20 protein-coding genes and 2 riboswitches are annotated in these 24,652 nt (G+C 54.0%); of the genes, 13 read left to right on the top strand and 7 right to left on the bottom strand.

Features of this window, described 5'->3' with window-relative positions; all coding sequences use genetic code 11:
- Window positions 1–7: 7 nt before the first annotated feature.
- Window positions 8–1,192 (top strand): acetyl-CoA C-acetyltransferase, encoded by a 1,185-nt coding sequence (locus M2298_RS12595; protein WP_173598514.1) that lies wholly within the window; start codon window positions 8–10, stop codon window positions 1,190–1,192.
- 33 nt (window positions 1,193–1,225) lie between these two features.
- The gene (locus M2298_RS12590) at window positions 1,226–3,004 is read left to right on the top strand and encodes an acyl-CoA dehydrogenase family protein (RefSeq protein WP_280648582.1); all 1,779 of its coding nucleotides are present in this window, start codon (window positions 1,226–1,228) and stop codon (window positions 3,002–3,004) included.
- 118 nt (window positions 3,005–3,122) lie between these two features.
- On the opposite strand, the gene M2298_RS12585 is transcribed toward M2298_RS12590, so the two are convergent.
- The 3 genes from M2298_RS12585 to M2298_RS12575 are packed head-to-tail and all read right to left on the bottom strand — an operon-like array spanning window position 3,123 to window position 6,875.
- The gene (locus M2298_RS12585) at window positions 3,123–4,277 is read right to left on the bottom strand and encodes a Ger(x)C family spore germination protein (protein WP_229049748.1); all 1,155 of its coding nucleotides are present in this window, start codon (window positions 4,275–4,277) and stop codon (window positions 3,123–3,125) included.
- Window positions 4,274–5,800: a spore germination protein gene (locus M2298_RS12580; RefSeq protein ID WP_274874357.1), complete on the bottom strand. Its 1,527-nt coding sequence runs from the start codon at window positions 5,798–5,800 to the stop codon at window positions 4,274–4,276. Before M2298_RS12580 ends, M2298_RS12585 begins: the two co-directional genes overlap by 4 nt.
- Window positions 5,787–6,875 carry an endospore germination permease gene (locus tag M2298_RS12575; protein ID WP_122964416.1) on the bottom strand — a complete coding sequence of 363 codons (1,089 nt, stop codon included), beginning with the start codon at window positions 6,873–6,875 and terminating at the stop codon, window positions 5,787–5,789. Before M2298_RS12575 ends, M2298_RS12580 begins: the two co-directional genes overlap by 14 nt.
- Window positions 6,876–7,035: 160 nt before the next feature.
- Between M2298_RS12575 and M2298_RS12570 the strand changes: the two genes are divergently transcribed.
- From M2298_RS12570 to M2298_RS12560, 3 genes are read left to right on the top strand one after another with little or no spacing between them, the layout of a single operon-like run.
- A complete protein-coding gene (locus M2298_RS12570; RefSeq protein WP_122964417.1) occupies window positions 7,036–8,583 on the top strand; it encodes a spore germination protein in 1,548 nt (515 codons plus the stop codon).
- Entirely contained in the window at window positions 8,580–9,680 is a 1,101-nt protein-coding gene (locus M2298_RS12565) for a GerAB/ArcD/ProY family transporter (protein WP_274874356.1), read from the top strand. Before M2298_RS12570 ends, M2298_RS12565 begins: the two co-directional genes overlap by 4 nt.
- Complete coding sequence (locus M2298_RS12560; RefSeq protein ID WP_274874355.1) at window positions 9,677–10,792, top strand: Ger(x)C family spore germination protein; 1,116 nt, start codon at window positions 9,677–9,679, stop codon at window positions 10,790–10,792. The genes M2298_RS12565 and M2298_RS12560 overlap by 4 nt, the downstream gene beginning before the upstream one ends.
- Window positions 10,793–10,864: 72 nt before the next feature.
- Here the strand turns inward: M2298_RS12560 and M2298_RS12555 are convergent, their stop codons facing one another.
- Genes M2298_RS12555 through M2298_RS12540 form a run of 4 tightly spaced genes read right to left on the bottom strand, consistent with a single transcriptional unit; the run spans window position 10,865 to window position 13,932 of the window.
- Window positions 10,865–11,377, bottom strand: coding sequence for a 1,2-dihydroxy-3-keto-5-methylthiopentene dioxygenase (locus tag M2298_RS12555; RefSeq protein WP_063227299.1), 513 nt, complete (start codon window positions 11,375–11,377; stop codon window positions 10,865–10,867).
- Between the two features lie 18 nt (window positions 11,378–11,395).
- Window positions 11,396–12,049: a methylthioribulose 1-phosphate dehydratase gene (locus tag M2298_RS12550; RefSeq protein WP_122964420.1), complete on the bottom strand. Its 654-nt coding sequence runs from the start codon at window positions 12,047–12,049 to the stop codon at window positions 11,396–11,398.
- Window positions 12,050–12,052: 3 nt separating this feature from the next.
- Complete coding sequence (locus tag M2298_RS12545) at window positions 12,053–12,721, bottom strand: 2-hydroxy-3-keto-5-methylthiopentenyl-1-phosphate phosphatase (protein WP_173596709.1); 669 nt, start codon at window positions 12,719–12,721, stop codon at window positions 12,053–12,055.
- Window positions 12,718–13,932: a 2,3-diketo-5-methylthiopentyl-1-phosphate enolase gene (locus tag M2298_RS12540; RefSeq protein WP_122964422.1), complete on the bottom strand. Its 1,215-nt coding sequence runs from the start codon at window positions 13,930–13,932 to the stop codon at window positions 12,718–12,720. The genes M2298_RS12545 and M2298_RS12540 overlap by 4 nt, the downstream gene beginning before the upstream one ends.
- A 168-nt stretch (window positions 13,933–14,100) precedes the next feature.
- Window positions 14,101–14,202: riboswitch (SAM riboswitch) on the bottom strand.
- 200 nt (window positions 14,203–14,402) lie between these two features.
- Here M2298_RS12540 and M2298_RS12535 point away from each other — a divergent pair.
- The 8 genes from M2298_RS12535 (at window position 14,403) to M2298_RS12500 (ending at window position 24,646) form a co-directional block, all read left to right on the top strand.
- Window positions 14,403–14,879: a sigma-70 family RNA polymerase sigma factor gene (locus M2298_RS12535; RefSeq protein ID WP_173596769.1), complete on the top strand. Its 477-nt coding sequence runs from the start codon at window positions 14,403–14,405 to the stop codon at window positions 14,877–14,879.
- The gene (locus M2298_RS12530; RefSeq protein ID WP_173596711.1) at window positions 14,876–16,093 is read left to right on the top strand and encodes an anti-sigma factor; all 1,218 of its coding nucleotides are present in this window, start codon (window positions 14,876–14,878) and stop codon (window positions 16,091–16,093) included. Before M2298_RS12535 ends, M2298_RS12530 begins: the two co-directional genes overlap by 4 nt.
- A 92-nt stretch (window positions 16,094–16,185) precedes the next feature.
- Window positions 16,186–16,331: riboswitch (SAM riboswitch) on the top strand.
- A gap of 149 nt (window positions 16,332–16,480) precedes the next feature.
- Window positions 16,481–17,710: an S-methyl-5-thioribose kinase gene (gene mtnK, locus M2298_RS12525; protein WP_122964424.1), complete on the top strand. Its 1,230-nt coding sequence runs from the start codon at window positions 16,481–16,483 to the stop codon at window positions 17,708–17,710.
- Window positions 17,707–18,747: an S-methyl-5-thioribose-1-phosphate isomerase gene (mtnA, locus tag M2298_RS12520; RefSeq protein WP_173596712.1), complete on the top strand. Its 1,041-nt coding sequence runs from the start codon at window positions 17,707–17,709 to the stop codon at window positions 18,745–18,747. The genes mtnK and mtnA overlap by 4 nt, the downstream gene beginning before the upstream one ends.
- A gap of 153 nt (window positions 18,748–18,900) precedes the next feature.
- Window positions 18,901–19,464 carry a GNAT family N-acetyltransferase gene (locus M2298_RS12515; RefSeq protein WP_122964426.1) on the top strand — a complete coding sequence of 188 codons (564 nt, stop codon included), beginning with the start codon at window positions 18,901–18,903 and terminating at the stop codon, window positions 19,462–19,464.
- A 97-nt stretch (window positions 19,465–19,561) separates the two neighbouring features.
- Window positions 19,562–21,304 (top strand): ABC transporter ATP-binding protein, encoded by a 1,743-nt coding sequence (locus tag M2298_RS12510; protein WP_280648581.1) that lies wholly within the window; start codon window positions 19,562–19,564, stop codon window positions 21,302–21,304.
- A gap of 28 nt (window positions 21,305–21,332) precedes the next feature.
- Window positions 21,333–23,429 carry an ABC transporter ATP-binding protein gene (locus M2298_RS12505; RefSeq protein ID WP_280648580.1) on the top strand — a complete coding sequence of 699 codons (2,097 nt, stop codon included), beginning with the start codon at window positions 21,333–21,335 and terminating at the stop codon, window positions 23,427–23,429.
- Window positions 23,426–24,646, top strand: a complete 1,221-nt coding sequence (locus M2298_RS12500; RefSeq protein WP_255679265.1) for an MFS transporter — start codon at window positions 23,426–23,428, stop codon at window positions 24,644–24,646. The genes M2298_RS12505 and M2298_RS12500 overlap by 4 nt, the downstream gene beginning before the upstream one ends.
- The last annotated feature ends 6 nt before the right edge of the window (window positions 24,647–24,652 follow it).

Raw genomic sequence — 24,652 nt, 5'->3', positions numbered from 1 at the left:
GATAACGATGAGAGAAGCAGTTATCGTCGCAGGAGCCCGCACAGCGGTCGGCCGAGCGAAAAAAGGAAGCCTCAGGGACGTGCATCCAGTCGATATGGGAGCGGCGGTCGTTTCCGATTTGTTGCGGCGCGTCCCGCAGCTGGACCCGGCGGACATCGAGGACGTCATTATGGGAACAGCCGTACCGGAGGCGGAGCAAGGCATGAATATGGCGCGACTGATCGGATTGCGCGCCGGGTTGCCGACGAATGTAGCGGGAATTACGATCAACCGTTTTTGCTCCTCGGGCTTGCAGACTATTGCCTATGCAGCGCAGCAAATTATGGTCGGCAGCTCTGACGTCCTGGTGGCAGGCGGGGTGGAGAGCATGAGTCTGGTGCCGATGCTCGGCCACAAGGTCGCGCTGAATCCGGCGCTGGTCGAAACGAAGCCGGAAGCGTACATGAGCATGGGGCACACGGCAGAGGAAGTAGCAAGACGATACAGCGTGACGAGAGAAGATCAGGATGCATTTGCCCTCCGCAGCCATCAACGAGCGACGGCAGCGATCACGTCAGGCAAGTTCCAGGACGAAATCGTTCCGCTGACCGTGAAAAATTACTCCGTCGATGACGCGGGCAAGGTGCATGTTCGTGAAGCTATTTTTGACAAGGATGAAGGCGCTCGTGCAGATACGTCCCTGGAAGCGCTCGCCAAGCTGAAGCCTGTCTTTCACGTCCAGGGCAGCGTAACGGCCGGAAACTCGTCGCAAACAAGCGATGGAGCGGCAGCAGTATTGGTGATGTCAGCCGAAAAGGCAGCCGAGCTGGGTGTCCAGCCGATTGCCAAATTCCGTTCCTTTACGGTAGGCGGGGTCGACCCGGATGTGATGGGAATCGGTCCGGTTGTCGCTATCCCTAAAGCTTTGAGGCTGGCAGGAATCGGCCTGGAAGATGTGGATTTGTTCGAGCTGAACGAAGCGTTTGCGTCCCAGTCGATCGCGGTGATTCGCGAGCTTGGTCTCGACCCGGAAAAGGTCAATGTCAACGGCGGCGCTATCGCACTGGGCCATCCGCTCGGTTGCAGCGGAGCCAAGCTGACCGTGTCGCTTCTGAACGAAATGAAGCGCAGGGGCGGCAAATACGGAGTGGTTACGATGTGTATTGGCGGAGGAATGGGGGCCGCTGGCGTTTTTGAAATGGTCGGGGAGTAGGTACGTCTATTTTCATAAAAGGAGAGGGATAGTATGGCAGATACAAAAGAATTGATCCGCGGTGGGAGCTTTTTGATTGATGCTGGTTCGGCTGACGATGTATTCGTGCCGGAGGAGTACAGCGACGAGCAAAAAATGATCGCGAAAACGACGGAAGATTTTGTCGTCAATGAAGTTCGTCCGCATCTGGAGGAACTGGAAAAGCACAGCTTCGACATTTCCGTGCGGTTGCTGAAGGAAGCAGGGGAATTGGGACTTTTGGCTGGCGATGTGCCGGAGAAATACGATGGGCTTGGTCTGGATAAAGTCAGCACCGCGCTCGTCACCGAGAAATTTTCGCTCGCACGCGGCTTCGCGCTGAGCTACGGCGCCCATGTGGGAATCGGTTCCTTGCCGATTGTGTACTTCGGGAACGAGGATCAGAAGCAGCGCTACTTGCCCGATCTGGCGTATGGAAAACGGATCGCAGCGTACTGCCTGACCGAACCAGGCTCCGGCTCTGATGCGCTTGGCGCCAAGACGACAGCGACTCTTTCCGCAGACGGCACCCATTACATTCTCAACGGGGAAAAACAGTGGATCACCAACGCAGGCTTTGCAGACGTGTTCATTGTGTACGCAAAAATTGACGGCGAGAAGTTCACGGCTTTCATCGTGGAGCGGGACTTCCCGGGCGTATCGTTTGGCCCGGAAGAGAAAAAAATGGGCATCAAATGCTCCTCGACTCGTACGGTCATTTTGCAGGATGTGCCTGTTCCGGTAGCCAACCTGTTGGGCGAGCCGGGCAGAGGCCACGTCATCGCCTTCAACATTTTGAACGTAGGCCGGTACAAGCTGGCTGTTGGGGCGGTCGGCTCGGCGAAAAAAGCATTGGAGCTGGCGACGAACTACGCGAAGGAACGTAAGCAGTTTAAAACACCTATCGCCAACTTCACATTGATCAAAAACAAGCTGGCGAACATGGCTACCAAAGCGTACGCCGCAGAAAGCTCCGTCTACCGGACAGTAGGCTTGTTCGACACCGCGCTTAGCCGCCTGGGCGAGAAAGCGGATGACGGCGCGGAAGTAGCGAAGGCGATTGCCGATTACGCCATCGAATGCTCGATCAACAAAGTGTTTGCTACGGAAGTGCTGGACTACTGCGTGGATGAGGGCGTGCAAATCCACGGCGGCTACGGCTTCATGTCGGAATACGAGATTGAGAACATGTACCGCGACTCGCGGATCAACCGGATTTTTGAAGGGACGAATGAAATCAACCGCTTGCTCATCCCGGATACGCTGGTGAAAAAGGCGATGAAAGGCGAACTGCCTCTCATGCAAGCAGCGACGAGCTTGCAAGCCGAGCTGATGAGCTACTACCCGGAGGAAATCGAGGATGCGCCGCTTGCTGTCGAGAAGCATCTGCTCGGCATGACTCGCAAAATCATTTTGATGGTCGCAGGCTCTGCGCTGATGAAATACCAGCAAGCGATCTCCAAAGAACAGGAGCTGCTCGCTTTTGCTGCCGACATGCTGATCGAGCTGTACGCGATGGACAGCATCGTGAAGCGTACGGAAAAAGCGGTTGCCGCAAACGGACTGGAAGCCGAGCAGCACAAGCTCGCGCTGACAGCAGTGTATGTGCATGAAGCGTTTGACCGCGTTGAGGCGTGGGCCAAAGAAGCGCTCGCTGCGATGGAAGAAGGCGATGAACTGCGCCTGCGTCTCTCCATTTTGAAAAAATTGACTCGCCGCACACCGATCAACACCGTTGGATTGAAGCGGACGATTGCTGATCGCGTGATCGAAGCAGGCGGCTACGTCGTATAAGCTAAAACAGGCACGAAAAAAGAGCAGGGACATATATCTCTGCTTTTTTTTGTGTGCGAAAAATGTCCCGCCGACTTTTCTGATACGGGAGATGTTTGCTTGCAGTCGACGGATTGCCTCAGTTGGCTTGCTTCACTTTCGAGATGCCCCCGTTGTTTAGCTTCACCTGAACGTTGACGGCAGACAGCGATTCTTGCGAAAGCGGGAGCGCGTTGTTTTTCTGCAATCGTTTCCACTCTTGCGGGTATTTGCGATAGAGAGCGTGTCCCAGCTGCAAGGTGTCGATGTTATGTTTTCGGCCCTTTGCAAAAAGCGCCCGTACTTCCGCCTCGATTTTTTTCGCTGCTTCCTTTTCGATTTCATTGATCGGCCCGACTGTCACTACCTGCGTGATATAGCCAGTGGCGTGAATGTCGATGGCGAAGGTTACGGTGCCGTTTTGCAATCGTGGCTCGATTTTCACTTTGGGCTTTTCGAGGATGGTCATCGCCAGCAGTTGCCCTCCTTTGCTGATCCCTAGCAGTGTCCGGACGGTGTGTTCATCGAGCCAGCGCAGCCCCAGCAAGTCTGAGCGCGGCCAGCAGCCTCGGGACTCCAAGTTTTGCAGCAGGCATGCGCCGATCATCTTTAATTTGGGCAACGCTTTCTTGTCTTCGCTCCAGCTGTTTCGGTTGATCGAAAGAATCGGGACGTAGACAACGAGGTTCGGTTCATCTCTTCTCGCGATGAATTGAAACAGCTTCATCGGACGCAGCACAGAGTTTTGCTCATACAGATCGGATGGATTCGCCAGTTGCGAGTAAATCACAGGCAAATCGAACACCTGCTTTGCATTGAAAATGTCGATAATCGGGTCTTTGGTGGCAAACGTCCAGAGCGTGTAGCGAAACTCGTAAAAACGGTCCAGCTCGTCCAAAATCTCCTCCATATGTTTCTTTTCCAAGGCGCTTTCACTAAAGACGATGGAGCGGATATGGCTCCAGGTCATTTGCTTTTGGCTGGTGGGATAAATGTTGAACAGCGCGTTTACGAACGTTTTGCCAGTTCCTTTGGCCACAGCCGATCCACTGGTGGAGCGCGCGCCGCCAGCTTCTGTTTTGGCGATGCTGGAAAAGCTCAAGATTTGCGCGTACACGACAAACTCATCGTTAACGTAATCGATGCCGAGGGCGTTGACGTAAAGCAAATTTTCAATTTCCCGCGCGTTCCAGCAACCGCAGAGCAAAACAGGGAAAACGAGTGTGATCGCAATCGCTCGAAGGTGGGGCATCATCGTTGGCCCTCCCCCTTTTCCGAAGGGTCGTGCAGGAACTCGGGACTTCGTTCGGCTTTGCGCCATGGCGTGCGAAACACGGTTTTGTACAAATCGGGCCAGAAAGTCGGTGCGAGCGGAGACAAGTAATACAAGCCAAAGGAACGCATGTTGGCAAAGTACAAAAGCGTCGCCAGAGCCGAGATCATAAAACCGAACATCCCCAAAAGCGAGCAGACTACGCTGATGCCAAGCCGGAGCAAGGTGATCGTTCCGACAATGTGCTGGTTCGTCAGGGTGAACGTTGCCATGACAGAAAGCGCCACAATTACAAGGCTGCCTGTAGAGGTCAGTCCGGCTGAAATCGCAGCTTGTCCGACGATCAATCCGCCGACGACCGAAAGCGTTTGGCCGATCGCCATGGGCAGACGCAGGCCAGCCTCCTTGAACAGCTCAAACAGCAGCACCATGAGCAACACTTCGAGGGCAGCAGGCAACGGCACTCCTTGCCGCGATTTTACGATGGTGGCGATCAATGTGTAGGGCAGCTGTTCCTGATGATAAGTGATCAGGGCGACCCAAAAGCCGGGCAAAAACAGGGCGATCAGCACGCAGAAAATCCGCAGAAACCGGACAAAGGCGATCGAGAAGACAGAGGAGCTGGCATCTTCTGCGGCGTTCAGCAGCATGGAAAAGTTGACAGGGCCGATCAAGGCGGTCGGGGAACCGTCAACTAAAATGGCAAAACGTCCTTTTAACAAAGCGTTGGTCACGTAGTCAGGTCTTCCCGAGTATTGGTACTCCGGGAGCAGTGTCAGTGGGGTGTGGGACAAATTCTCTTCTACTTGCAACCCGCTGATGATGCCCTTGCTGCCCAACTTATCCAGGCGCGAGCATATCTCGCGTTCCAGCTCCGGCGCGATCTGGTCTTTCAGGTACAAGAGACCGACTCGTGTGTGGGTGTGGCTGCCCAGGATGTATGGGAGATACTTCAACTGGTGTGTCCGCATTCTTTTGCGAATCAAAGCCAGATTCGTACCGATCTCCTCCGTGAACCCATCCCGAGGTCCGCGGATGGACACATCGGTATTGGACTCTTCGGGATCGCGCTTGGGCGGATTGCCTGTCTCGACGTAAAAAGCGATTTGAAACTCCTCGAACACCATGAGCAGGTTTCCGCTAAAGACGTGCCTGCAAATCCAGTCAATATCGGTCGGGTACGTCAACTCGTTCATGAAAAACAGCTTTTTCTCGCGCAAATCATCTGCGCTCCTGATCTGCTCGTCGGAAAACAGCCGGGTCAGCTGCGGCATCAAATATTCGCTGATCCGGTCCAGGTCACAAATGCAGTCGGAGTATACGAAGGAGACATAGCAGGGCTCGGGGCCAGGGATCAATGTATGTTCCTCGATGCAAACGTCATTGCAGTCCGTAAACAGCTCATGAAAAGACCGCATGCTAAGGGAGGAAAGCTCTGCATGGTCCGCTGTGGCAGTAGAGTGTTCCAGCACCTGCTTCACCTTGGCAAACCTACGATTTTTCATGTGGCTTCCTCCTTGGGGCAAAGGCTGTCAGGAGCGCTAGCAAAAGGGAAAGTGACACAGCCAGGACGAGCATGGCAGGCAGAATCAGCTTGGACAGCAAACTGTAAAATTCAATCGTACTGATCGGATAGAGCGAAAGCACGGTCGCGAGGAAACAAAGTCCGAGCAGCCACCAGAAGCGCGAGCGTCCTTTTGGAATTAAAAATACATCGACAATGAGGAGCAGGGATAGGGAGACGCGTGTGAACGCTCCGCTAAACCACTGGTAGATGCTCAAAAAGTCCAGATGCTCAATGTACAGGCCAATGTTGGCCAGCCGCCATTCCTCGTAAGCCGGATAGCGCAGCTTGGTCGCCTCCAGCGGCCCGAACTCCACGATGGCGCCAATGGTCGGTCCGATGGTCAAACCGATGAAGATGACAGCAAGCAAAAAAATTTGATAGTAAGGCATTGGAGCGCGCAAGTGATGTTTGATTAGCAAAAACAGGATCATCTCGGTAAAGCCTGCCCCTGCGTACACCATGCCTTTGGCTACAGGCGCCAGGCCATCTTCCATGATCGGGAGCAGCAGACTGTAGTCTTTGTTTTGGAAATTGGTCGCCATCACGAAAAATCCGAGCACTACGACAAAGGGCAATAAAACGGTCGAAGTCACGGCAATCGACCGGATGCCGAGCAAAGCATTTCCCAGGCAAAGCAGGGCGAACAGACCTGCATGGACAGAGAGCGGGGTTTGCGGGGCAAAAGATAAATTGATCCACGTGACCGTATCCGTCAAGGTGGTCGTGGCGATGACAAAGCAATAGAGCGAGATCAAGATGGCCAGAAAGTAAGCGACAGCCGGGCCATAGCGCTGCTTCATCCATTGCAGGAGCGGCTCGCTGCCTGTTTTGCGGTAAATAAAATAGAGCAGAGCCGTCCAGATAAGGTATAAGACGCCTGCAAACAGGACGGATATCCAGGAATCTCTTTTGGCCGAGTCCAACATCATGGGGATGACCAGAACGTGATTCATCAGTCCATTTGTCAGCATCAGCATCACTACGATTTGGGTAAAGGCTAGTCCATTTTTCATGAGTCTCCCGCCAAACTGTTCCAGTTCTCCTGTCAGTATTTGCAGGTCGTTTGGATTTATGCGATTTTCGCGTTCGCTTGTGAGAAGTTGAATGCATATTTTTGGAATCAGTCACGAACGCTAATACAACAAACTACGCAGAGGATGGGAACCAAAACAGATGGGGATGAGAGGATGGCTGAGACGAAGAAGGGCATCGGCAAAAGACAGATTCAGTCACTCTTCTGTCCCGGTGCCTGCGCGTGAGATCAGTGACAGTTTAAGCGATAACATCACAGAGTTGCGCACGATGTTTACCCTGACGCCCGATCTAGTAATCCGCACGTTCGAGAGCAAGTTTGTCGAGGGAAGCGTCGCGCTAGTCTATTTGACGGGTTTGGTAGACAAAAGCTCGGTGAACAACAATGTGCTTCGGCCGCTTCTTTCCCAGCAAAGCGAAGGGCCTGCCAGCATCTACGATCTTTTGTCCGTAGGAAAAGTGTTTAATATATACGATTTTCACGAGGTCGAAAGACAGATTCTCGATGGCAGCAGCTTGCTGTTTATCGAGGGGCGCAAAGAAGCGCTCGCTGTCGAGACACATGGCTGGCCGCAGCGCGCCATCGAGGACCCTCAGCTTGAAGCGTCCTTGAAGGGAGCGCATCAAGGCTTCGTCGAGACAGGGATGCAAAACATCGCCTTGATCCGCCGCTATCTTCCCAATCGGGAGATGAAGATCAAGGAGTATTGGGTGGGGGACAGGGCGCCGACAAGAGTGTCGCTGCTGTTTTTGGCAGATGTGGTTCATCCCGAGGTGCTGCAAGAGTTTGAGGATCGAATCAAGCTGATTCGGATCGATTCGATTTTGAACACGGGAGAGCTGGAGGAGTTGGTGGAGGACAACCCGTACTCGCCTTTTCCGCAATTCATGATGACAGAACGGCCGGACTCGGTTGCTTCGCACATTTTGCAGGGAAAGGTTGCTGTTGTCGTCGATCGCTCTCCCAGCGTTTTGATCGGCCCTGCGACCTTTGCCTCGTTTTTTCAAAATGTGGACGACTACAGTACCCGCTGGCTGGTTGCCACTTTTATCCGGCTGCTGCGCTTTATGGCGTTTCTGGTGGCTACCTTTTTGCCAGCCGTCTACATCGCGGTGATCTCTTTTAACTACGAGGTCATTCCGCTCGACTTGATTTTGTCAGTGGGAGAGTCGCGGGAGAGAGTGCCATTTCCTCCCTTGCTGGAAGCGATGATCATGGAACTGACGCTGGAAATGTTGCGGGAAGCCGGGGTGAGGCTGCCTGCGCCGATCGGACAGACGGTGGGCATCGTCGGCGGTATCGTTATCGGACAGGCGGTTGTACAGGCCGGGATCGTCAGCAACATCATGGTGATTGTAGTCGCTTTTACCGCGATCTCTTCCTTTATCATCCCGAACTACGACATGGCGTCAGCAGTGCGGCTGCTGCGGTTTTTGATGATGGGACTGGCTGCGATGTTCGGGATTATTGGCATTGTGATCGGGATGATGGGGCTGATCGGTCATTTGATCTCGCTGGAATCTTTGGGCGTGCCTTACGGAAGTCCGCTGGCACCCGTACGATTTTCAGACTGGAAGGACTTGTTTCTGCGCTTGCCGTTGTGGAGCATGAAAAATCGTCCGGCCAGCGCCCGCGTCGTCCAGTCCAAGCGTCAGGGGGATAACCGTCCTCGGGGGGATGGCGAATGAAAAAATACGCATTTAACGAGCTGACTGTCCTCCAGTACGTATTTTTTATTCATGGAACACAAGTGGGGATCGGAGTCTTGTCCATGCCGCGAGAGTTGGCCGAGGAAGCGGGAACGGACGGATGGATTTCCATTCTCATTGGCTGGGTATGCGCTACTGTGGCAAGCCTCCTCATTGTGAACATCATGAAGCGCTATCCGGGCAAAACGATCGTCGATTTGATTCCCGTCTTTTTTGGAAAATGGCTGGGAATGGTCGTTTCCGCGCTTGTCGCCTGTTATTGCGCCCTTGCCGCCATGACGGTAATCGCCAACGGGATCGGGATTGTGAACGTGTGGATTTTGTCCCAGACGCCAGGATACGTTTTGGCGATATTGACGGTGATCCCTACCTATATGGTTGTGCAGGGCGGGCTGCGGGTGCTGGGACGGTATGCCGAGTTGATTTTTTACTTGACGCTGTGGATGCCGATCGTTGTCTTTTCCATCTTGCCGTATTCCAATTGGCTTCACTTGCTGCCTGTGCTAAAAGACGGGTGGATACCGGTTTTCTCCGCAACCAAATCGACGATATTGTCCTTTCTCGGGTTTGAGCTGGCGTTTTTTCTGTACCCGTTTTTGCAGCGAAAACAGTATGCCTCGCTGGGAATTGTGGTGGCAAACACATTGTCCATGCTGATTTTTATGCATATTACTGTGTTCAGCTTTTCCTTTTTTAGTCCGGATGAAATCACGCAATATACGTGGCCGACACTCAATTTGTGGAAAGTAATCGAGTATCGCTTTCTGGAGCGAATCGACATCATTTTTCTTGCGTTCTACTTGTTCTTTTTGTCGACGACCACGCTGCCGTACATGTATTTTACGGTGTTCACGACGAGCCAAATGGTCGGGTCAGCCGATCATCGCAAGCACTTGTTCATTCTGATGATCCTGATCGTCGTGGGAGCCTGGCTGTATACGCCCACGTTCATCGATCTGAAAAAGTGGAGCGAGGTGTGGAGCATGACTGGAATGGTTGGCGGATACATCATCCCCGTGATCTGGTGGCTGGCGATCCAGTTGTTTCGGCGCGGAAAAGGGGGACAAAAGGGATGAGCAAAGCCGGAAAGCTGCTGTTGATCTCGGCGCTGTTTTTCTTTTTGTCGGGCTGCATGGATCGAATCGATTTGGAAGATGCGACGATTACGCTGATGGCCGGAGTTGACGTGAATGAGAAGGATGAGCTGCTGTTTTATTTGTCCAGTCCGGTTTTCAGCCGAGAAGCGAAGAAAAAAAGCGAAGAATTTGGCGTAAAAGCGGAGTCTTTCCGACAGGCGCGGGCACGATTGGACGAGATGGTGACGGGGCTTACTCTTTCAGGGAAAATCCAGGCGATCGTGCTGGGAAAGCGACTTTTGGAGCACCCTGACTGGTTCAAGATTCTCGACGTCATTTTCCGCGATGCGCGCTTTACGGTCAACGCCCGGATGGTCTATTTTGACGGCGAGGTAGGTGACTTGTTTCACTTTCAACCGCCAGACAAGCCGAGGCTGTCCCTGCATCTGACCAAGCTGATCGATACCGCTAATCAGCGGAATTTGACCGTGCGGACGAGGGCGCAAGATTTTCATCGGCAAATGTTTGAAAAAGGGATTAATCCAACCATCACGGCTGTGGGCAAAGAAAAAGCGATCAAGATTTTGGGAACAGCGGTGCTGAGCAAGGAGGGCACGTATGTCGAGCTGCTGCAAAGTCAGGAAACGATGCTGCTCCAGTTGTTTCTGCACGGAAAAGAGGGCGAAGTGACCTTTACGGTGCCGATCCCTGCGCCCAATGACAGCAAAAAGATGATCAAGCACAGAGTCAGCCTCATCGCAAAGCAAGCATCCAAAAAAGTGAAGACGACCTTTCGGGACGGCAAGTTTCATTTTGAAGTAAAGATGAAGTTCGGCGGCGGTATTTCGGAGAGATTGTTCCCTTTTGACATGGAAAAGGATTATAAGGACATGGAGCAGATGGTTAATGCGGAGCTGCGCAAAGAATTTGGGAAACTGGTCGTGAAGTGCCAGCAAAATGAAGTCGATCCATTCGGATTCGGGTTGTACGCGCGAGCGCATGCGTATCAGGAGTGGAAAAAGGTGCAAGATAATTGGCCCAAAGCTTTTGCCCAGGCGGAAGTGAAGTTCGTGCCGGAGCTGTCGATCAAGGGCAACGGCGTCATTCGCTAAAATACGTTAAAAGAAACAAGAACACCCTGGTGCAGCATTCGCTCCAGGGTGTTTCGCATTCCGCACTTTGTATTAGTAGATAGCTTCCCAGCCAGCAGGTGTGACAAACAGGCGGATCGCTTTGATTTTGCGGTCATCCATCAGCGTGAAGTAGTGGCGGAAGTTCGGCGGTACCGAAATCAGATCGCCAGGGGAAAGCTCAACGTCGAAGTAACGTCCGTCTTTTCCTTTGATCGCGAAAATGCCGTGCCCGTCTACGCAGAAGCGGCACTCATCATCTGTGTGGTGATGCTCGCCTTTGAATTTTACCAACAGCTCGTCGAGGTTCGGCGTTTTGTCGGAGAGGACGATAATATCGGCAGTCAAGTAGCCGCGGCGTTGGCTGATCGCATCGATTTCCGGCTTGAAGGTGTCGAGAATTTCTTGCTTTTCTTCGTCTGTCGGGCTGTAGTTGTCGCGGTGCTTCGGATCGAGGCGAGCTACATCCCATTTTTCATAAATGATTTCTTGGGTGTCCAGGAAGGAAATGACTTCCTCCGGAGCGGAAATGTACTCGTTGTTGTCGTGGAAACGAATTTGTGCCATGATGCTTGCCTCCCTTGATTAGTTGGATGTAGTGGACACGACAGCTTGGCGCAGTTGCAGCCAGCGGGCGTGGTACTCAAACAGAAATTCAAATGCTTCCAGGTGGCGCTTCGCTTCAAAGTCGTTGCCGCCCCAGGCGTAAATGCCGTGGTTACGGATCAGAACACCCGGAATTTCTGGGGTGATGACTTTTTCGATCGCGGCTGCGAGGGTCGGAATATCGGCAAAGTTCTCAACAATCGGAACAGTGATCCGCGCATTTTCCTCCCAAATCCCAAGGCCCTTGATCAGCTCCTGGCCTTGAATGGTGAAAGCCCGTTGGCCGAAGTACAGCTCGGAGATGAGATTGTTCCAGACCGTATGGACGTGGAAGCAGGCACCTGCTTTGGCAAACTTTTGATAGACGACTGCGTGGATCAACGTTTCGGCGGACGGCTTGAGCGAGGTTGCTTCCACGGGACGGGAGTCTTGATCGACCACCAGATAGTCTTCCGGCGACAGCTTCGTCTTGTCCTTGCCGCTTGCCGTCACGGCAAATTGCAGCGGCTCGTCTTGAATCTTGATGGAGAGATTGCCGCTTGTGCCGGGAAACCAGTCCCGGCGGGCAAATGTCAGCTTGGCGTCATCGAGACGACGAAACGCGTCCAGACGCTGTTCGAGTGTTGCGGTCATGTGTCAGACAACCTCCTGTTTCAGTTGCGTAAGTGTGGCGATCACGTCGTGGAAGGTGGCGAAAGTGCTGTGTGACAGCTGTAGTTCCTCGGCTTTTTGCGCGAGGAAGGAGCGGGCGATCACGAAATCGGCAATTTTGGCGCCAGCCAGGTCAGTGATGGAATCACCAATGACGACACGATAGTGAGTGGCGGGATCGTAGCGGCGAATAATGGTTGTCTTGCACATGCCACAGCCGTTTGTGCAATGCTCGTCGCAGGAATGCGGCCACGTAATCGTGATGTTCTCTCCGGAGAAGTCGCTGCCGTTGCAGTAAATCGGGACATGATCCAAATCAAACGGAGCGAGGATCGGCTTTACGAAAAAGTCGATGCCGCCGCTCGTGATCAGCAGTTCGATGCCTTCCTCGCGGCAAAAGCGGACAAAATCGGCAAAGCCGGGGCGAATGGTCGCTTCGTTCACGATGTAGTCCACAATGTCCTGGCGCAGGGAGGAGGGCAAGAGCTGAAACAGCTTGCCGACGCCTTCCTGTACGCTGATTTTTTGCGACAAAATTTGTTCGGTAAGAGCTTCCCACTCAGGGGGAGCGAATTTTTTTACAATCGCGACGATGTTGTCTTTTTCCGTAATCGTTCCGTCAAAATCGCAGAACAGCACGAGCTTTTTGCTCATCGTGCGCCACCCCATTTCTCCAGGGCTGCCGCCAGTTCAGGCGATTGGTTCGCCGCTTCTCCCAGGGTGTGTCCAGCCGTGACTGCTGCGATTGCATCGACGAACGCTTTGGCCCCTGCGGTAGCGCCGCCCGGATGTCCGTGAATGCCGCCGCCAGCATTGACGATTTGGTCCAGACCGAAATCCGCATAAAGCTGCGGGACGAGTCCCGGATGGATGCCGGCTGATGGAACCGGGAACGAGCGGCGCACGCCTTCCAGCGGAGTGGTCAAGTTGGTCGCCAGTTGCAGCGCTTCTGTTTTGTCCAGGGCGACGTTGCCATATGGCGACGGGAACAGCACCAGGTCTGCTCCGGCAATTCGCATCAGGGTGCCGAGCAAAAGCGGAGTGGCGATCCCGTAATCAGGCGACGGATAGTAAGCGCCAGCGAGAGCGGGGTGGGCCATGATCGGGATGTTGACGTCCGGATCGGCTGCCAGGCGGTGCAAGGCATCGAAGCCAAAAGCGAGGACGTTGAACAGCAGGCAATCTGCGCCAGCTTCCACGGCACGCTTTGCTTTTTCGTTCAGCTCGTTGATCGGGCCAGTCAGGTTGGCCGCGTAGAGGACAGGCTTGCCAGTTTGCGCTTCTGTCTCCTGCGCGATCTCCTTGAAGGCGCGGATACGCTCCAAAAACGGCGCGCGATCGTCTGCGAAGAAGATTTCGTCATCTTTGACCAGATCGACGCCACCGAGCGCCTGTGCCCGGAATTGCGTCTTCAAATCTTCGAAGGGAAGACCGAGGCAAGATTTGAAAATGCTCATCAACAGCGGGCGGTTTTGTGCATCCAAACGTCCGCGCAGTCCGTCAATGCCGAACTTTGGTCCGGGAAAAGCTTGTAGAAACGACTCAGGGAAAGTGATGTCCACCAGCTTGATTTTTCCGTCCATGGACAGTTTCCCGAAGATTCCGGTCAAAAGCGAAGGAATGTCGTGCGTAAAATTGCGCGTCGGGTAGCTGACGGTGATCAGTCCGCGCGTCTCGCCGTTTTCCAATGTCTCAAGCGGCGTAGCGCTCACGGCTTCCCCGAGATAAGGAGCCAGCTCAGCTTGCTTCGCTGCGGGCAAATCCGTCCAGGAGCCGACCGTCATGCCAACGGCGATGGCGGCTGCTTTTTTGTGTAAGTCTTTGGCTTGCGTCAAATAAGTGACGAGGATGCGTTGATCACTCATGCTAGTCCTCCTTGGGCAGCTTGAAAAGTTTCGTGAAGCTTTCAGGCATGTAAAAAAGCCTCCCCAGAGCGGGGAGGCGGTTGTCGACTATAAAAACGTCTCGTCTCCTCTCATCTCTCGGGTCAGTAGTCGGGACAGAAGACGCAGCAATGCCGCTTCTCGTACCGACTCTTATCCGTTGGAATTAGCACCGTTTCGCTATTCAAGAAAAAAATAGCGCCGGTTGCCGGGCATCATAGGGCCAGTCCCTCAGCCAGCTCGCGATAAGAGTTATGTGGTTCACAGGCCAGTCAGCCGTGTGTGCTACACCCATGATATGACTTCTGTTGTCCGGAGTCAATCTTTGTTTTTTGCCGGAATGTGCTCTCTGCAGAGAGGGAAAAAGTGGCCGGAAGTGAAACTTTTTTCGCTAGAGGGCGTGGTACGTAAAGAAGGGATGTGGAGGCATTGGGAAAGTAGGCTTGGAGTATGTGTACCAGATGCACGTAAACGACATATACCGCTACCTTTTCCGGCTGACACGCGATACCAGGCATGCGGAGGACTTGACGCAGGAGGTTTTTTTCCGGGCGTATGCCTCCCTGGAAGACTACCGCGGCGAAAAGGTCAGGCCATGGCTGTTCAAGGTCGCTTACCACGCTTTTATCGATTGGCACCGCAAGCAAAAGCGCCGCCCGGTCGACTACATGGAAAAGATGCCGGAACGACCGGACGCATCCGCGAGCGACCCGGCGGAACTGTTGGTCGCTCAGGAATTGTGGAAAGAGGCATATGCGCATCTGGAGCAATTGCCGCCCAAGCAACGACAGGTCATTTTGCTGTCAGCCATGCAATTTTCCTACGCGGAAATGGCAGAGGTGTTGGAGATCGAACTGGCGGACGTCAAACGCTCGCTGTTTCGCGGTCGGCAAAAGATGCGGAAGCTGTGGAAGGAGGAAGGGCCATGACGCACCAAAACGGTCATGATCGCGAGCAAAAGCTGCTCGCTTATTTGAGAGGGGAACTGACAGGGGAAGAAGCAAAGCGGCTTGGCGAGGAGCTGGCAGCCGATGAGGCATGCGCAGAGCGGCTGGAGCGGCTTTTGCTGGGCGAAGAAGGAGAGCAGCAACCACGGGAACTCGACGCGCTGGACGAGGGCGGGCACAGCCAGCTTTCCGAAGCGAAGCAGAGGGCGATTGTCCGGCGGGGAAAATGGAAAAATCGCTTGCTCAGTTCCGTGTACGCTTTTGCCATCCCGTTTGTAATTGGCGTGGTATTTCTGGGCGTCAACGGATGGGTAGGGTCGTCGATGCACGATGATCTGCACCGGGTAGCGAAGGACATGGTCAATTTTACGCAGCCGGGTGTCAGCGTGGGCAGCAGCGGCGCGCAGGTGGGACTGCTGTACGGCAGCATCCAGATGGAGCTTCGCGAGCGAGTAGGGGCGGACATCAAAAACGCAGGCCGCTTTGAAAGCACCAACGTGTTGTGGAACGTCAACGCCAAGCCGCAATGGACCAACGGAGTGAGGGAGCAAAAGCTGTTTTTCCGCTATCCGCTTCAAAGCGGGCAAAAACCGGACGCAGACGAACTGGCGCATTGGCGCACGCCAGCCTGGACGACTTTGGAGAAGCTCCCCGAAGGAACCGTTGCCCAGTTGGCTGTCTCTTTTGCTGATTTTTTGACGTACGAGCAGTATTATGAGCGAATCTCCCGCTACATCAGCTCCGCCAACCAGGATACGGTCTGGTTGGCAGTGGACACCGGAGTGGAAGCCAGGCACGAAGACCAAAAAGACGGCTACCTGCTCTTGGGGCCGGGAGAAGCATGGGGATTTGCGGAGCACGAGCTGAATTACGGAGCGGCTCCGATTCAGGTCAACGGAGAAGGAAGCCGACGGATGGCAGCCTTTTTGGGGGAAATGGCCTACCTTGTCGAGCAAAAAAGCCTCGCGCGCGACATGGGACAATATTTGGTCTCGCGAAGCGATCCGCAAGTCGAGGAGCGCTATCGCTACTTGCAGGAAAAAGGCGTTCGCCTCTACGGAGCAGTCCTGACCGGACCGACGAAGGAACTGCTCAAACTCAAGGATGAGAAGTCGATTACCGCTGCCTTTGTCGGCCAAATTGACTGGTGGAACTGGGATCGCCCGGCTGCTTCCGGCACTCAGCACGTCTGGTAGGAGAGAAGCGCGGTTTGCGAAAAAAGGGTGTTGACATCGTGGAACGGCAGGTTGTATGATTCAAACTAAATCAAAACCGCATACGTTTGGATACCTTATCCAGAGAAGGTGGAGGGACTGGCCCGATGATACCCGGCAACCGACACGACGCTATTTCAACGCGAGCAGCGGCTGAAACAAAAAGCGACGTGCACGGTGCTAATTCCTGCAGAAACAAAAGTGGTCTGGAAGATAAGGGGGACATGACACGTTTATTATACGTGGCGACAGCGACCTCTTTTCTTCGGGAAAGAGGTCTTTTTTGTGCGTTTGGACACGGATTCCTGACCATTTTGTCATTCCGTTCGAGATAGAGAAAAAAACGATTTGTGAGGGGAGTAATCAATCATGGCATACCGCGCATTGACTGAGCAGGAAGCAGTAGAGTACGTAAAAGGCTTGCCGGGTCTGTTTACAGAAGGAGCAGAGCTGACCAGCCGCGAAATCGGTGACGGGAATCTGAACCTCGTGTTCGATATCCAGGAGCCGGCTACCGGAAAAAAAGTCATCGTGAAGCAAGCGTTGCCGTTTGCGAGAGTCGTGGGAGAATCATGGCCGCTGACGATTGACCGTGCCCGCATCGAGAGTGAAGCGCTCCGCATCCAGCACAAATACGTGCCTGACCTGGTGCCGGAAGTATACCACTTCGATCAGGAGCTGGCGCTGACGGTGATGGAGAACGTAGGCGACCACGTCATCATGCGCAAAGGCTTGATTGAGGGCAAGCGCTACCCGCTTTTTCCGAAGCAGATCGGACGTTTTCTCGCGCAAACCTTGTTCTACACATCCGATTTGGGGGCGCATCCGTACGACAAAAAAGCGCTAGTCGGAACATTCATAAATCCGGAATTATGCAAAATCACAGAAGATCTCGTCTTTACCGACCCGTATGAAAATGCGCCGACCAACGACTTTAACCCGCTGATCCGCAAAGAAGTAGAGGCCATCTGGAACAACAAGCCGCTCAAGCTGGAAATCGCCAAGCTGAAATTCGATTTCCTGACTCGCGCAGAAGCACTTTTGCACGGCGATTTGCACACAGGCAGCATCTTCATCACCGAGAGCAGCCTGAAAGCGATCGACCCCGAATTTGCCTACTACGGGCCGATCGGTTTTGACATCGGTGCCGTTATCGCCAACCTGCTGCTCAACTACGCCGGTCAGCACGGCTTGCAAAATGACCAAGGAGAACGCGACTCCTACCGCGAATACTTACTGGAAACGGTTGAAGATGTCTGGAACGAATTTGTTTCCCAGTTTGTCCAGCTCTGGCACAAGCAGGCTAAAGAACGCAGCGCTCATGTCGAGGGCTTGTGGCAAAGCTACGTGAAACGACTGATTCAGGATACGGCAGGCTATGCCGGATGCAAAATTTTGCGCCGTGTGATCGGCCTGGCAGGAGTGGCTGATCTGAATGCCATCGCAGACGCCGAAAAACGCGCCGAAGCAGAACGACTGGCGCTGGCGATCGGGGAAGCGCTGATTCTCGGACGCAACGACATTGAGGAATCGACAGACATCACGGACATCGTCCGCAACGTAACCGCACGCTACTATCAGGAGGCAACGACAGTATGACAACCAGTACACAAACAACGCCAGTCAAGTGGGAAGACGACGTACTCGTTTTGCTTGATCAGACGCGTTTGCCAGTAGAAACGATTTATTTGCAGCTGACGACCGCCGAACAAGTATGGGGCTCGATTCGCCGCCTGGAAGTGCGCGGAGCACCGGCAATCGGCATGGCCGCCGCCTACGGACTGTATTTGGGAATCCGCGGCAGCGAAGCGCAAACGTATGAACAGTTTTGGCAAGAGCTGAACAGCCAGGCAGACTATTTGGGAACGTCCCGGCCAACTGCTGTGAATCTGTTCTGGGCGCTTGACCGGATCAAAGCACGCGTGCAACAAAACTCCGCCTTGCCCGTTGACGAGCTGAAAAAAGCTGTGCTCGACGAAGCACTGGCGATTCAAAAAGAAGACGCAGAAGTATGTCGCACGATCGGCGAACATTTGCTGACGCTGTTGCAAGACGGCATGGGCGTGCTTACACACTGTAATCCGGGTGCGCTGGCTACTGCTGCATACGGTACGGCTACCGCTCCTTTCTATTTGGCAAAAGAACGCGGGTGGGATTTGAAAGTATACGCCGACGAGACGCGCCCCGTATTGCAAGGCGCTCGCCTGACCGCCTATGAATTGCAGCAGGCTGGGATTGACGTCACCTTGATTTGCGACAACATGGCAGCTATGGTCATGTCGCAAGGCAAAGTGCAGGCCGTTGTCGTGGGAACAGACCGTGTAGCGGCCAACGGCGACGTCGCCAACAAAATCGGCACGTATGGAGTAGCCGTTTTGGCAAAAGCGCATGGCATTCCTTTCTATGTAGCGGCGCCGCTGTCCTCTGTCGATCTGGCGACGGCGACAGGTGCGGAAATTCCGATTGAGGAACGTCCGGCAGAAGAGATCACACACGGCTTGGGCAAACAGGTAGCACCGGATGATATCAAGGTGTACAATCCGGCGTTTGACGTGACGCCAGCCCAGTACATTACCGCAATTGTGACAGAGACGGGCATTTTCAAGCCGGAAGAGATCGCGAAAAGCAAACAATAGTCCGTCGTATCAGGAGCGTCTGCCTTTTTATGGCGGGCGCTTTTTTTCAGGAATAGATCGTCTGATTCTTGCTAAATTATGGAACCAGCCGCATAATCGAGCGTAAGAAGTTGCTTGCCCGTTGAAAGCGAATGAGAAGGAGGAGCGGTTATCATGAGAACGATCCCGATTTCCGAAGAAGCATTTCTCAAACAGTTGGAGTTGTCGGATGCCAGCGAAATGTTTTGGCTCACCGATACGAACCGATCCTACCTCAAAGAGTGGCTGCCTTGGCTGAATTACACGAAGTGCGAGGATGACACGAGCTATTTCATCCAAAGAACGATTCAACAGTATGACGACAATCAAGGGATTCACTACGGAATCTGGTATAACGGTCGGATGGCCGGGACTCTCGGTGTGCACAATCTGGACTGGATCAACAAGAAGACATCACTGGGCTATTGGCTTGGCGCCGGCTTTCAGGGCAAGGGGCTGATGACCAAAGCAGTGGCGGCGTATATGGATCACCTTGTTTTCGGTTCATGGAACTTGGAGAAAATCACGATTCAGGCGGCGACAGGCAATTCGAAAAGCAGAGCGATCCCCGAGAGACTCGGCTTTCAACTGGAGGGAATCCTGCGGCGCAATGAGTTTTTGTATGACCATTTTGTCGACCATGCCGTGTACAGCATGTTGAAGGAAGAATGGCAGGAAAGAGCCAGACAAAAAAGGTAGATTGACAAAGAAAATTCAGTCAATTACGATGAAGGAAGCAAAAAGGGGCTGCGCGATTCGCACGCCCTTTTTTGCTCGATAAAAAGAGGTGATTAGCTTGAAGACACTCAAGGAGCTATCCTGGTTTTTTCGTGCCCACTGGAAGCGGTACACGATCGGCATAGCCTTTTTGTTTTTCATCGACATTTTGATGCTCTGGCCGCCGCGGCTGATCGGCGAGACTGTCGACGCGATGCGCAACAGCTCTTTGACTGCCCAAGACTTGACGCGGACAGTCACGATTTTGCTCGCGCTTGGGGTCGGGCTGTACGCGATGCGCTTTGCCTGGAGGTATTTGCTGAACGGCGGCGCGTTGATTTTGGAGCGAACTTTGCGAGAGCGGCTTTTCGGGCATTTGACCCGGATGACGCCGTCTTTTTACCATCGCAAGCGCAGCGGTGATTTGATGGCTGTGGCAACCAACGACATTCCCGCCATCGAGCAGACGGCGAGTACCGGAGTGCTCACGCTGGTCGATTCGTTGTTCATGACGCTTTTGACGCTCGGAGTCATGGTGACCGCGATCGACTGGAAGCTGACGCTCGCCGCTTTGATTCCGATGCCTTTTTTGGCCTGGTCGACTGCCTATTACGGCCGCTTGCTGCATGAGCGCTTTTACTTGGCGCAGGAAGCGTTCGGCGAGATGAACGATCACGTCCAGCAGTCGATTTCCGGCGTGCGGGTACTGCGGGCGTTTGTGCAGGAAAAGGAAGATATTGAAGCCTACAGAAGAGTCAGCGAGAAAACGCTGGAGCGAAACGTCAGCGTGTCGCGGATCGACGCCCTGTTCGAGCCGACAATTGCCATCATTATAGGTTTCAGCTTTTTGATCGGGCTTGGCTATGGAACATACCTTGTCTTTACGAGCGCGATTTCTTTGGGGGAACTGGTCGCCTTCAACCTGTACCTCGGGCTGTTGATCTGGCCGATGTTCGCTTTTGGCTGGCTAGTCAATGTGTTGCAGCGTGGCGGCGCGTCCCACAAGCGTCTGTCCGAGCTGCTTGTGGAGCAGCCCGATGTGCACGAGGTTGACCATCCGATTGCGGCAGAGACACCCCATACAGTAGAAGCTCGCCACTTTTCGTTTGCCTACCCGGGCAGTGACAAGCTGGCGCTGTCCGACATTACGTTTTCTTTGGGCGAAGGGGAGACGCTGGGCATTGTCGGCCGGACAGGGAGCGGGAAATCGACCTTGTGCCGCGCTCTTTTGCACCAGTATGAAATGAAAAGTCAGACGCTGTTCGTCGGAGGCGTGCCGATTGAGGAGCTGTCTTTTGATACGCTGCGGCAAAAGATCGCGTATGTGCCCCAGGAGCACTTGCTGTTCTCCCGCACGATTGCGGAAAACGTCTCGTTCGGCAAGCCGGGTGCGAGCGAGGCGGAAGTGCTGCACGCGATGCGGCTGGCGGAAATGGAGAGCGACCTGATGCAATTCCGCGAAGGATTGAAAACGATGGTCGGGGAAAAAGGCGTGACGCTCTCCGGGGGACAAAAGCAACGAATCTCGATTGCCCGCGCCCTGCTGCTCGATGCGGGCATCCTCGTCTTGGACGATTCCTTGTCGGCGGTTGACGCACGCACGGAGGAGGCGATTTTGCGCCATCTGCGCCAGGAGCGTGCCAACAAGACGACGATTATTACGGCGCATCGCCTGTCTGCCGTCCAGCATGCCGAACTGATTCTCGTGCTCGATGCGGGGCGAATTGTCGAGCGGGGAACACATGCCGAGCTGATGCAGCAAAACGGCTGGTACGCCGAGCAGTATCGCAGGCAGCAGATGGAGCAAGACGTTGCTGGATAAATCGGCATAGAGGGAGGGAGAGCGTTTCGTGAGTAAAGAAAAAAGCTGGAAGCGGCTGGTTGAATTTGCCCGGCCGTTTCAGAAACAAATATGGGGAGCGCTGTTCCTGCTTTTACTTGGAACCAGCGCGGAGCTGGCAGGCCCTTTTCTCGCCAAGGTGATGATCGACAATCACATTTTGGCGATCCAGAAGCCGTGGTATCAGCTGGAAGAACGGCCGCAAGCGTCAGCCGAAAAAGCGGTCGCCATCCAGGATCGGTATTATATGCGCGAAGATGCGCTCCAGGAGGCGGGGTTGACTCGGGAAAGCGTCCGAGGCGCAGAAATGACCGTGCTTTCCGAAGGAGCTACGTACTATTTAATGGAGGGCAAGCTCAGTGAGAATGCCCAAAATACGGAAAAGAAGTTTGCGCCAGTCGAGCCGGAAAATGGCCGGGAGCGCTTTGCGGTAACGACGGAAACTGCTGACGGAACGGAAACGACGTTGACGGGCATCAAGCTGACAGCCGACGAAGTGCTGGCGCTGTATCAAAACGACGTGCAGCCGATCATCTGGCTGTCAGTCGGGTACGGGGCGCTGATTTTGCTGTCGGCGTGTTTCAACTACATCCAGATTTTGTGGTTGCAGACGACCGCCCAGCGCATCATTCAGCGCATGCGGATGAAGTTGTTCGTTCATTTGCAAAAGCTCCCGGTGTCCTTTTTTGACAAGACACCTGTCGGCTCGCTCGTCTCCCGCGTCAGCAACGATACCGAAGCGATCCGCGAGCTTTACGTGAGTGTGCTGGCTACTTTTGTCCAGAACGGCATTTATTTGGTCGGGATTTTGATCGCGCTGTTCGTGCTCCAGCCGCAGCTCGCTTTGTTTTGCTGTTTGACGGTTCCGCTGCTCGTCGCTTTGATTTATGTATACCAAAAGTACAGCTCGCGCTACTATGCGGTGATTCGGGCGAAGCTGGGCGACATGAATGCCACTATTAATGAAATGATTCAAAACATGACGATTGTCCAGGCGTTTCGCCGCGAAAAAGGCGTGCAGGAAGAGTTCGCGCAGGTGAATGAGAGCTACTTCAAGATGCGGATGAAGGAGATCAACCTGGAATCTCTTTTGCTGCGGCCTGCTGTCGACTTGATCTGGAAAATCGCCCTGACGGTGATCATCTGGTATTACGGTTCCGCGTCTTTTCACAGTGTCATCTCGTTTGGGGCGCTGTTCGCCTTTGTCGATTACATGGGACGTTTTTTCGAGCCGATCAACATGATCATGAATCGTCTGTCGCAAATGCAGCAGGCAACGATCGCCGCAGCTCGCGTGTTCGATATTTTGGATACGGCGCCGGAAACGGAGCAGGCCGGCAAGCAAATCGAGCGGCCGCGCGGGGAAGTCGTTTTCGACCAAGTATCCTTCGCTTACAACGAGGATGACTACGTGCTCAAAAACGTCTCGTTCACGGCAAAGCCTGGTCAGACGATCGCGCTAGTCGGTCATACCGGATCGGGAAAAAGCTCGCTGATGAACCTGCTGCTCGGTTTTTATCCGGTGACAAAAGGAAGCATTTTGATTGACGGGCAAAACATGCGCGAGATCGATACGCATTCGTTGCGCAGTCATGTAGGGCTTGTGCTGCAAGATCCGTTTTTGTTTACGGGTACGATCGGTTTCAATATTCGCATGTACGACGACACGATCTCGGATGAAGATGTCGTGCAGGCAGCCAAGGCGGTGCGGGCTGACGAATTTATTACCCGCCTGCCGAACGGCTACGAGGAACCAGTCGTGGAGCGCGGGATGACGCTGTCAGCTGGTCAGCGGCAACTCATCTCTTTTGCCCGCGCGCTGGCTGCCGATCCGGCCATTCTGATTCTCGACGAGGCGACCGCCAGTATCGACAGCGAAACAGAGCTGGCGATCCAGGAAGCTTTGCACGTCCTGTCGCGTGGACGTACGACGTTTATCATTGCCCATCGGCTTTCGACGATTCAGCATGCCGACCAGATTCTCGTCCTCTCCCGGGGAGAAATTGTGGAGCGGGGCAATCACGAGGAACTGATGGCGCAGGATGGACTGTATCAAAAAATGTACCAGCTTCAACAGGGCAGTGTTTCTGTTAAACTGGGTGGATAGAGGTTTTTTGGAGAGAAAGGAGCTTCAACACCATGTCTTCATCGCGCTACACCTTCTGGGTGTTGATTTTGGTGGTAGCCATAGCTGGACTGAGCCAAGGGTTGAGCATTCCGTTGTTGGCTGTGCTGTTGGAAAAGCAGGGCGTGTCATCTGTCATGAACGGACTGAACGCCGCCGCCCTGTACATCGGGATGGTATTGGTTTCGCCCTTGCTGGAAATTCCGCTCCGGCGGATTGGTTACCGATCCACGATTTTGTGGGGGATGCTGCTGCTTACCGTCGCGACAGGGCTGATTCCGCTGTTCAGCCATCTGGCCGTGTGGTTCGTGCTCAGGATGCTGATGGGGATCGGGGATACCAGCTTGCACTATTCGAGTCAAATGTGGGTAACGAAGATCGCCTCGCCGCAAACGCGCGGGCGCGACTTGTCCCTGTACGGTTTGGCGTACGGAGTGGGCTTCAGTATCGGGCCGCTGGGCTTGAATCTGTTGCCGCTGGGGCTGTGGGTGCCTTTTGGCGTGCTGCTGTTTTTGTACGCCATCGCTTTTTTGCTCATCTTGCGGATTCAAAACGAGTTTCCCGAAGCGATTGTGCAGGCGGAAAAGAAACAGAACAAGTACGCCACGGTTTTGCGCATCGGTTGGCTGTCCCTGATTCCTTCCTTCTTGTACGGATTCATGGAGACTTCTTTGAACGGCAGCTTCCCGGTCTACGCGCTGCGCACCGGGCTGTCGATTGAATGGGTATCGCTTATTCTTCCGGCGTTTGTAGTAGGCAGCATCATTTTGCAAATGCCGCTTGGCACTTTGAGCGATCGGATCGGCCGCAGGCAAGTCATGCTCGCTTGCGCCATCGTCGGCGGAGTTGCTTTTTTCCTGTTCCCGCTCGCCGGGGAAAACGTTTGGCTGATGATGCTTTTGCTGGCGATTGCCGGAGCAGCAGTCGGTTCATTTTATTCGCTCGGTTTGGCCTATTCCGCCGATATTTTGCCTGCGGCGATGGTGCCGACCGCAGGCATCATTGCCGGAATCAATTTCGGCGTGGCCAGCATTCTCGCGCCGAATGTCAACGGCGTGCTCATGGAGTGGTGGGAGCCGTGGACGATGTTTTGGGTAATGGGGGCGCTGCTGGTTGTTTTTGCCGCAGCCTGCCTGTTTGCGAAAAACAGCAAGTCGCAAGATACACAATGCTCGTTGCCTTTGCAAAAACAAGGGTGACAGGGG

It is taken from the genome of Brevibacillus sp. 1238, from assembly GCF_029892995.1.
GTDB classification, from domain to species: domain Bacteria; phylum Bacillota; class Bacilli; order Brevibacillales; family Brevibacillaceae; genus Brevibacillus; species Brevibacillus parabrevis.
This window is presented reverse-complemented; position numbering and strand designations above follow the sequence as displayed.

Coding starts and splice junctions, on each gene's coding strand:
- M2298_RS12595 (WP_173598514.1), top strand. CDS start 8: ATGAGAGAAGCAGTTATCGTCGCAGGAGCCCGCACAGCGGTCGGCCGA.
- M2298_RS12590 (WP_280648582.1), top strand. CDS start 1,226: ATGGCAGATACAAAAGAATTGATCCGCGGTGGGAGCTTTTTGATTGAT.
- M2298_RS12585 (WP_229049748.1), bottom strand. CDS start 4,277: ATGATGCCCCACCTTCGAGCGATTGCGATCACACTCGTTTTCCCTGTT.
- M2298_RS12580 (WP_274874357.1), bottom strand. CDS start 5,800: ATGAAAAATCGTAGGTTTGCCAAGGTGAAGCAGGTGCTGGAACACTCT.
- M2298_RS12575 (WP_122964416.1), bottom strand. CDS start 6,875: ATGAAAAATGGACTAGCCTTTACCCAAATCGTAGTGATGCTGATGCTG.
- M2298_RS12570 (WP_122964417.1), top strand. CDS start 7,036: ATGGGGATGAGAGGATGGCTGAGACGAAGAAGGGCATCGGCAAAAGAC.
- M2298_RS12565 (WP_274874356.1), top strand. CDS start 8,580: ATGAAAAAATACGCATTTAACGAGCTGACTGTCCTCCAGTACGTATTT.
- M2298_RS12560 (WP_274874355.1), top strand. CDS start 9,677: ATGAGCAAAGCCGGAAAGCTGCTGTTGATCTCGGCGCTGTTTTTCTTT.
- M2298_RS12555 (WP_063227299.1), bottom strand. CDS start 11,377: ATGGCACAAATTCGTTTCCACGACAACAACGAGTACATTTCCGCTCCG.
- M2298_RS12550 (WP_122964420.1), bottom strand. CDS start 12,049: ATGACCGCAACACTCGAACAGCGTCTGGACGCGTTTCGTCGTCTCGAT.
- M2298_RS12545 (WP_173596709.1), bottom strand. CDS start 12,721: ATGAGCAAAAAGCTCGTGCTGTTCTGCGATTTTGACGGAACGATTACG.
- M2298_RS12540 (WP_122964422.1), bottom strand. CDS start 13,932: ATGAGTGATCAACGCATCCTCGTCACTTATTTGACGCAAGCCAAAGAC.
- M2298_RS12530 (WP_173596711.1), top strand. CDS start 14,876: ATGACGCACCAAAACGGTCATGATCGCGAGCAAAAGCTGCTCGCTTAT.
- mtnK (WP_122964424.1), top strand. CDS start 16,481: ATGGCATACCGCGCATTGACTGAGCAGGAAGCAGTAGAGTACGTAAAA.
- mtnA (WP_173596712.1), top strand. CDS start 17,707: ATGACAACCAGTACACAAACAACGCCAGTCAAGTGGGAAGACGACGTA.
- M2298_RS12515 (WP_122964426.1), top strand. CDS start 18,901: ATGAGAACGATCCCGATTTCCGAAGAAGCATTTCTCAAACAGTTGGAG.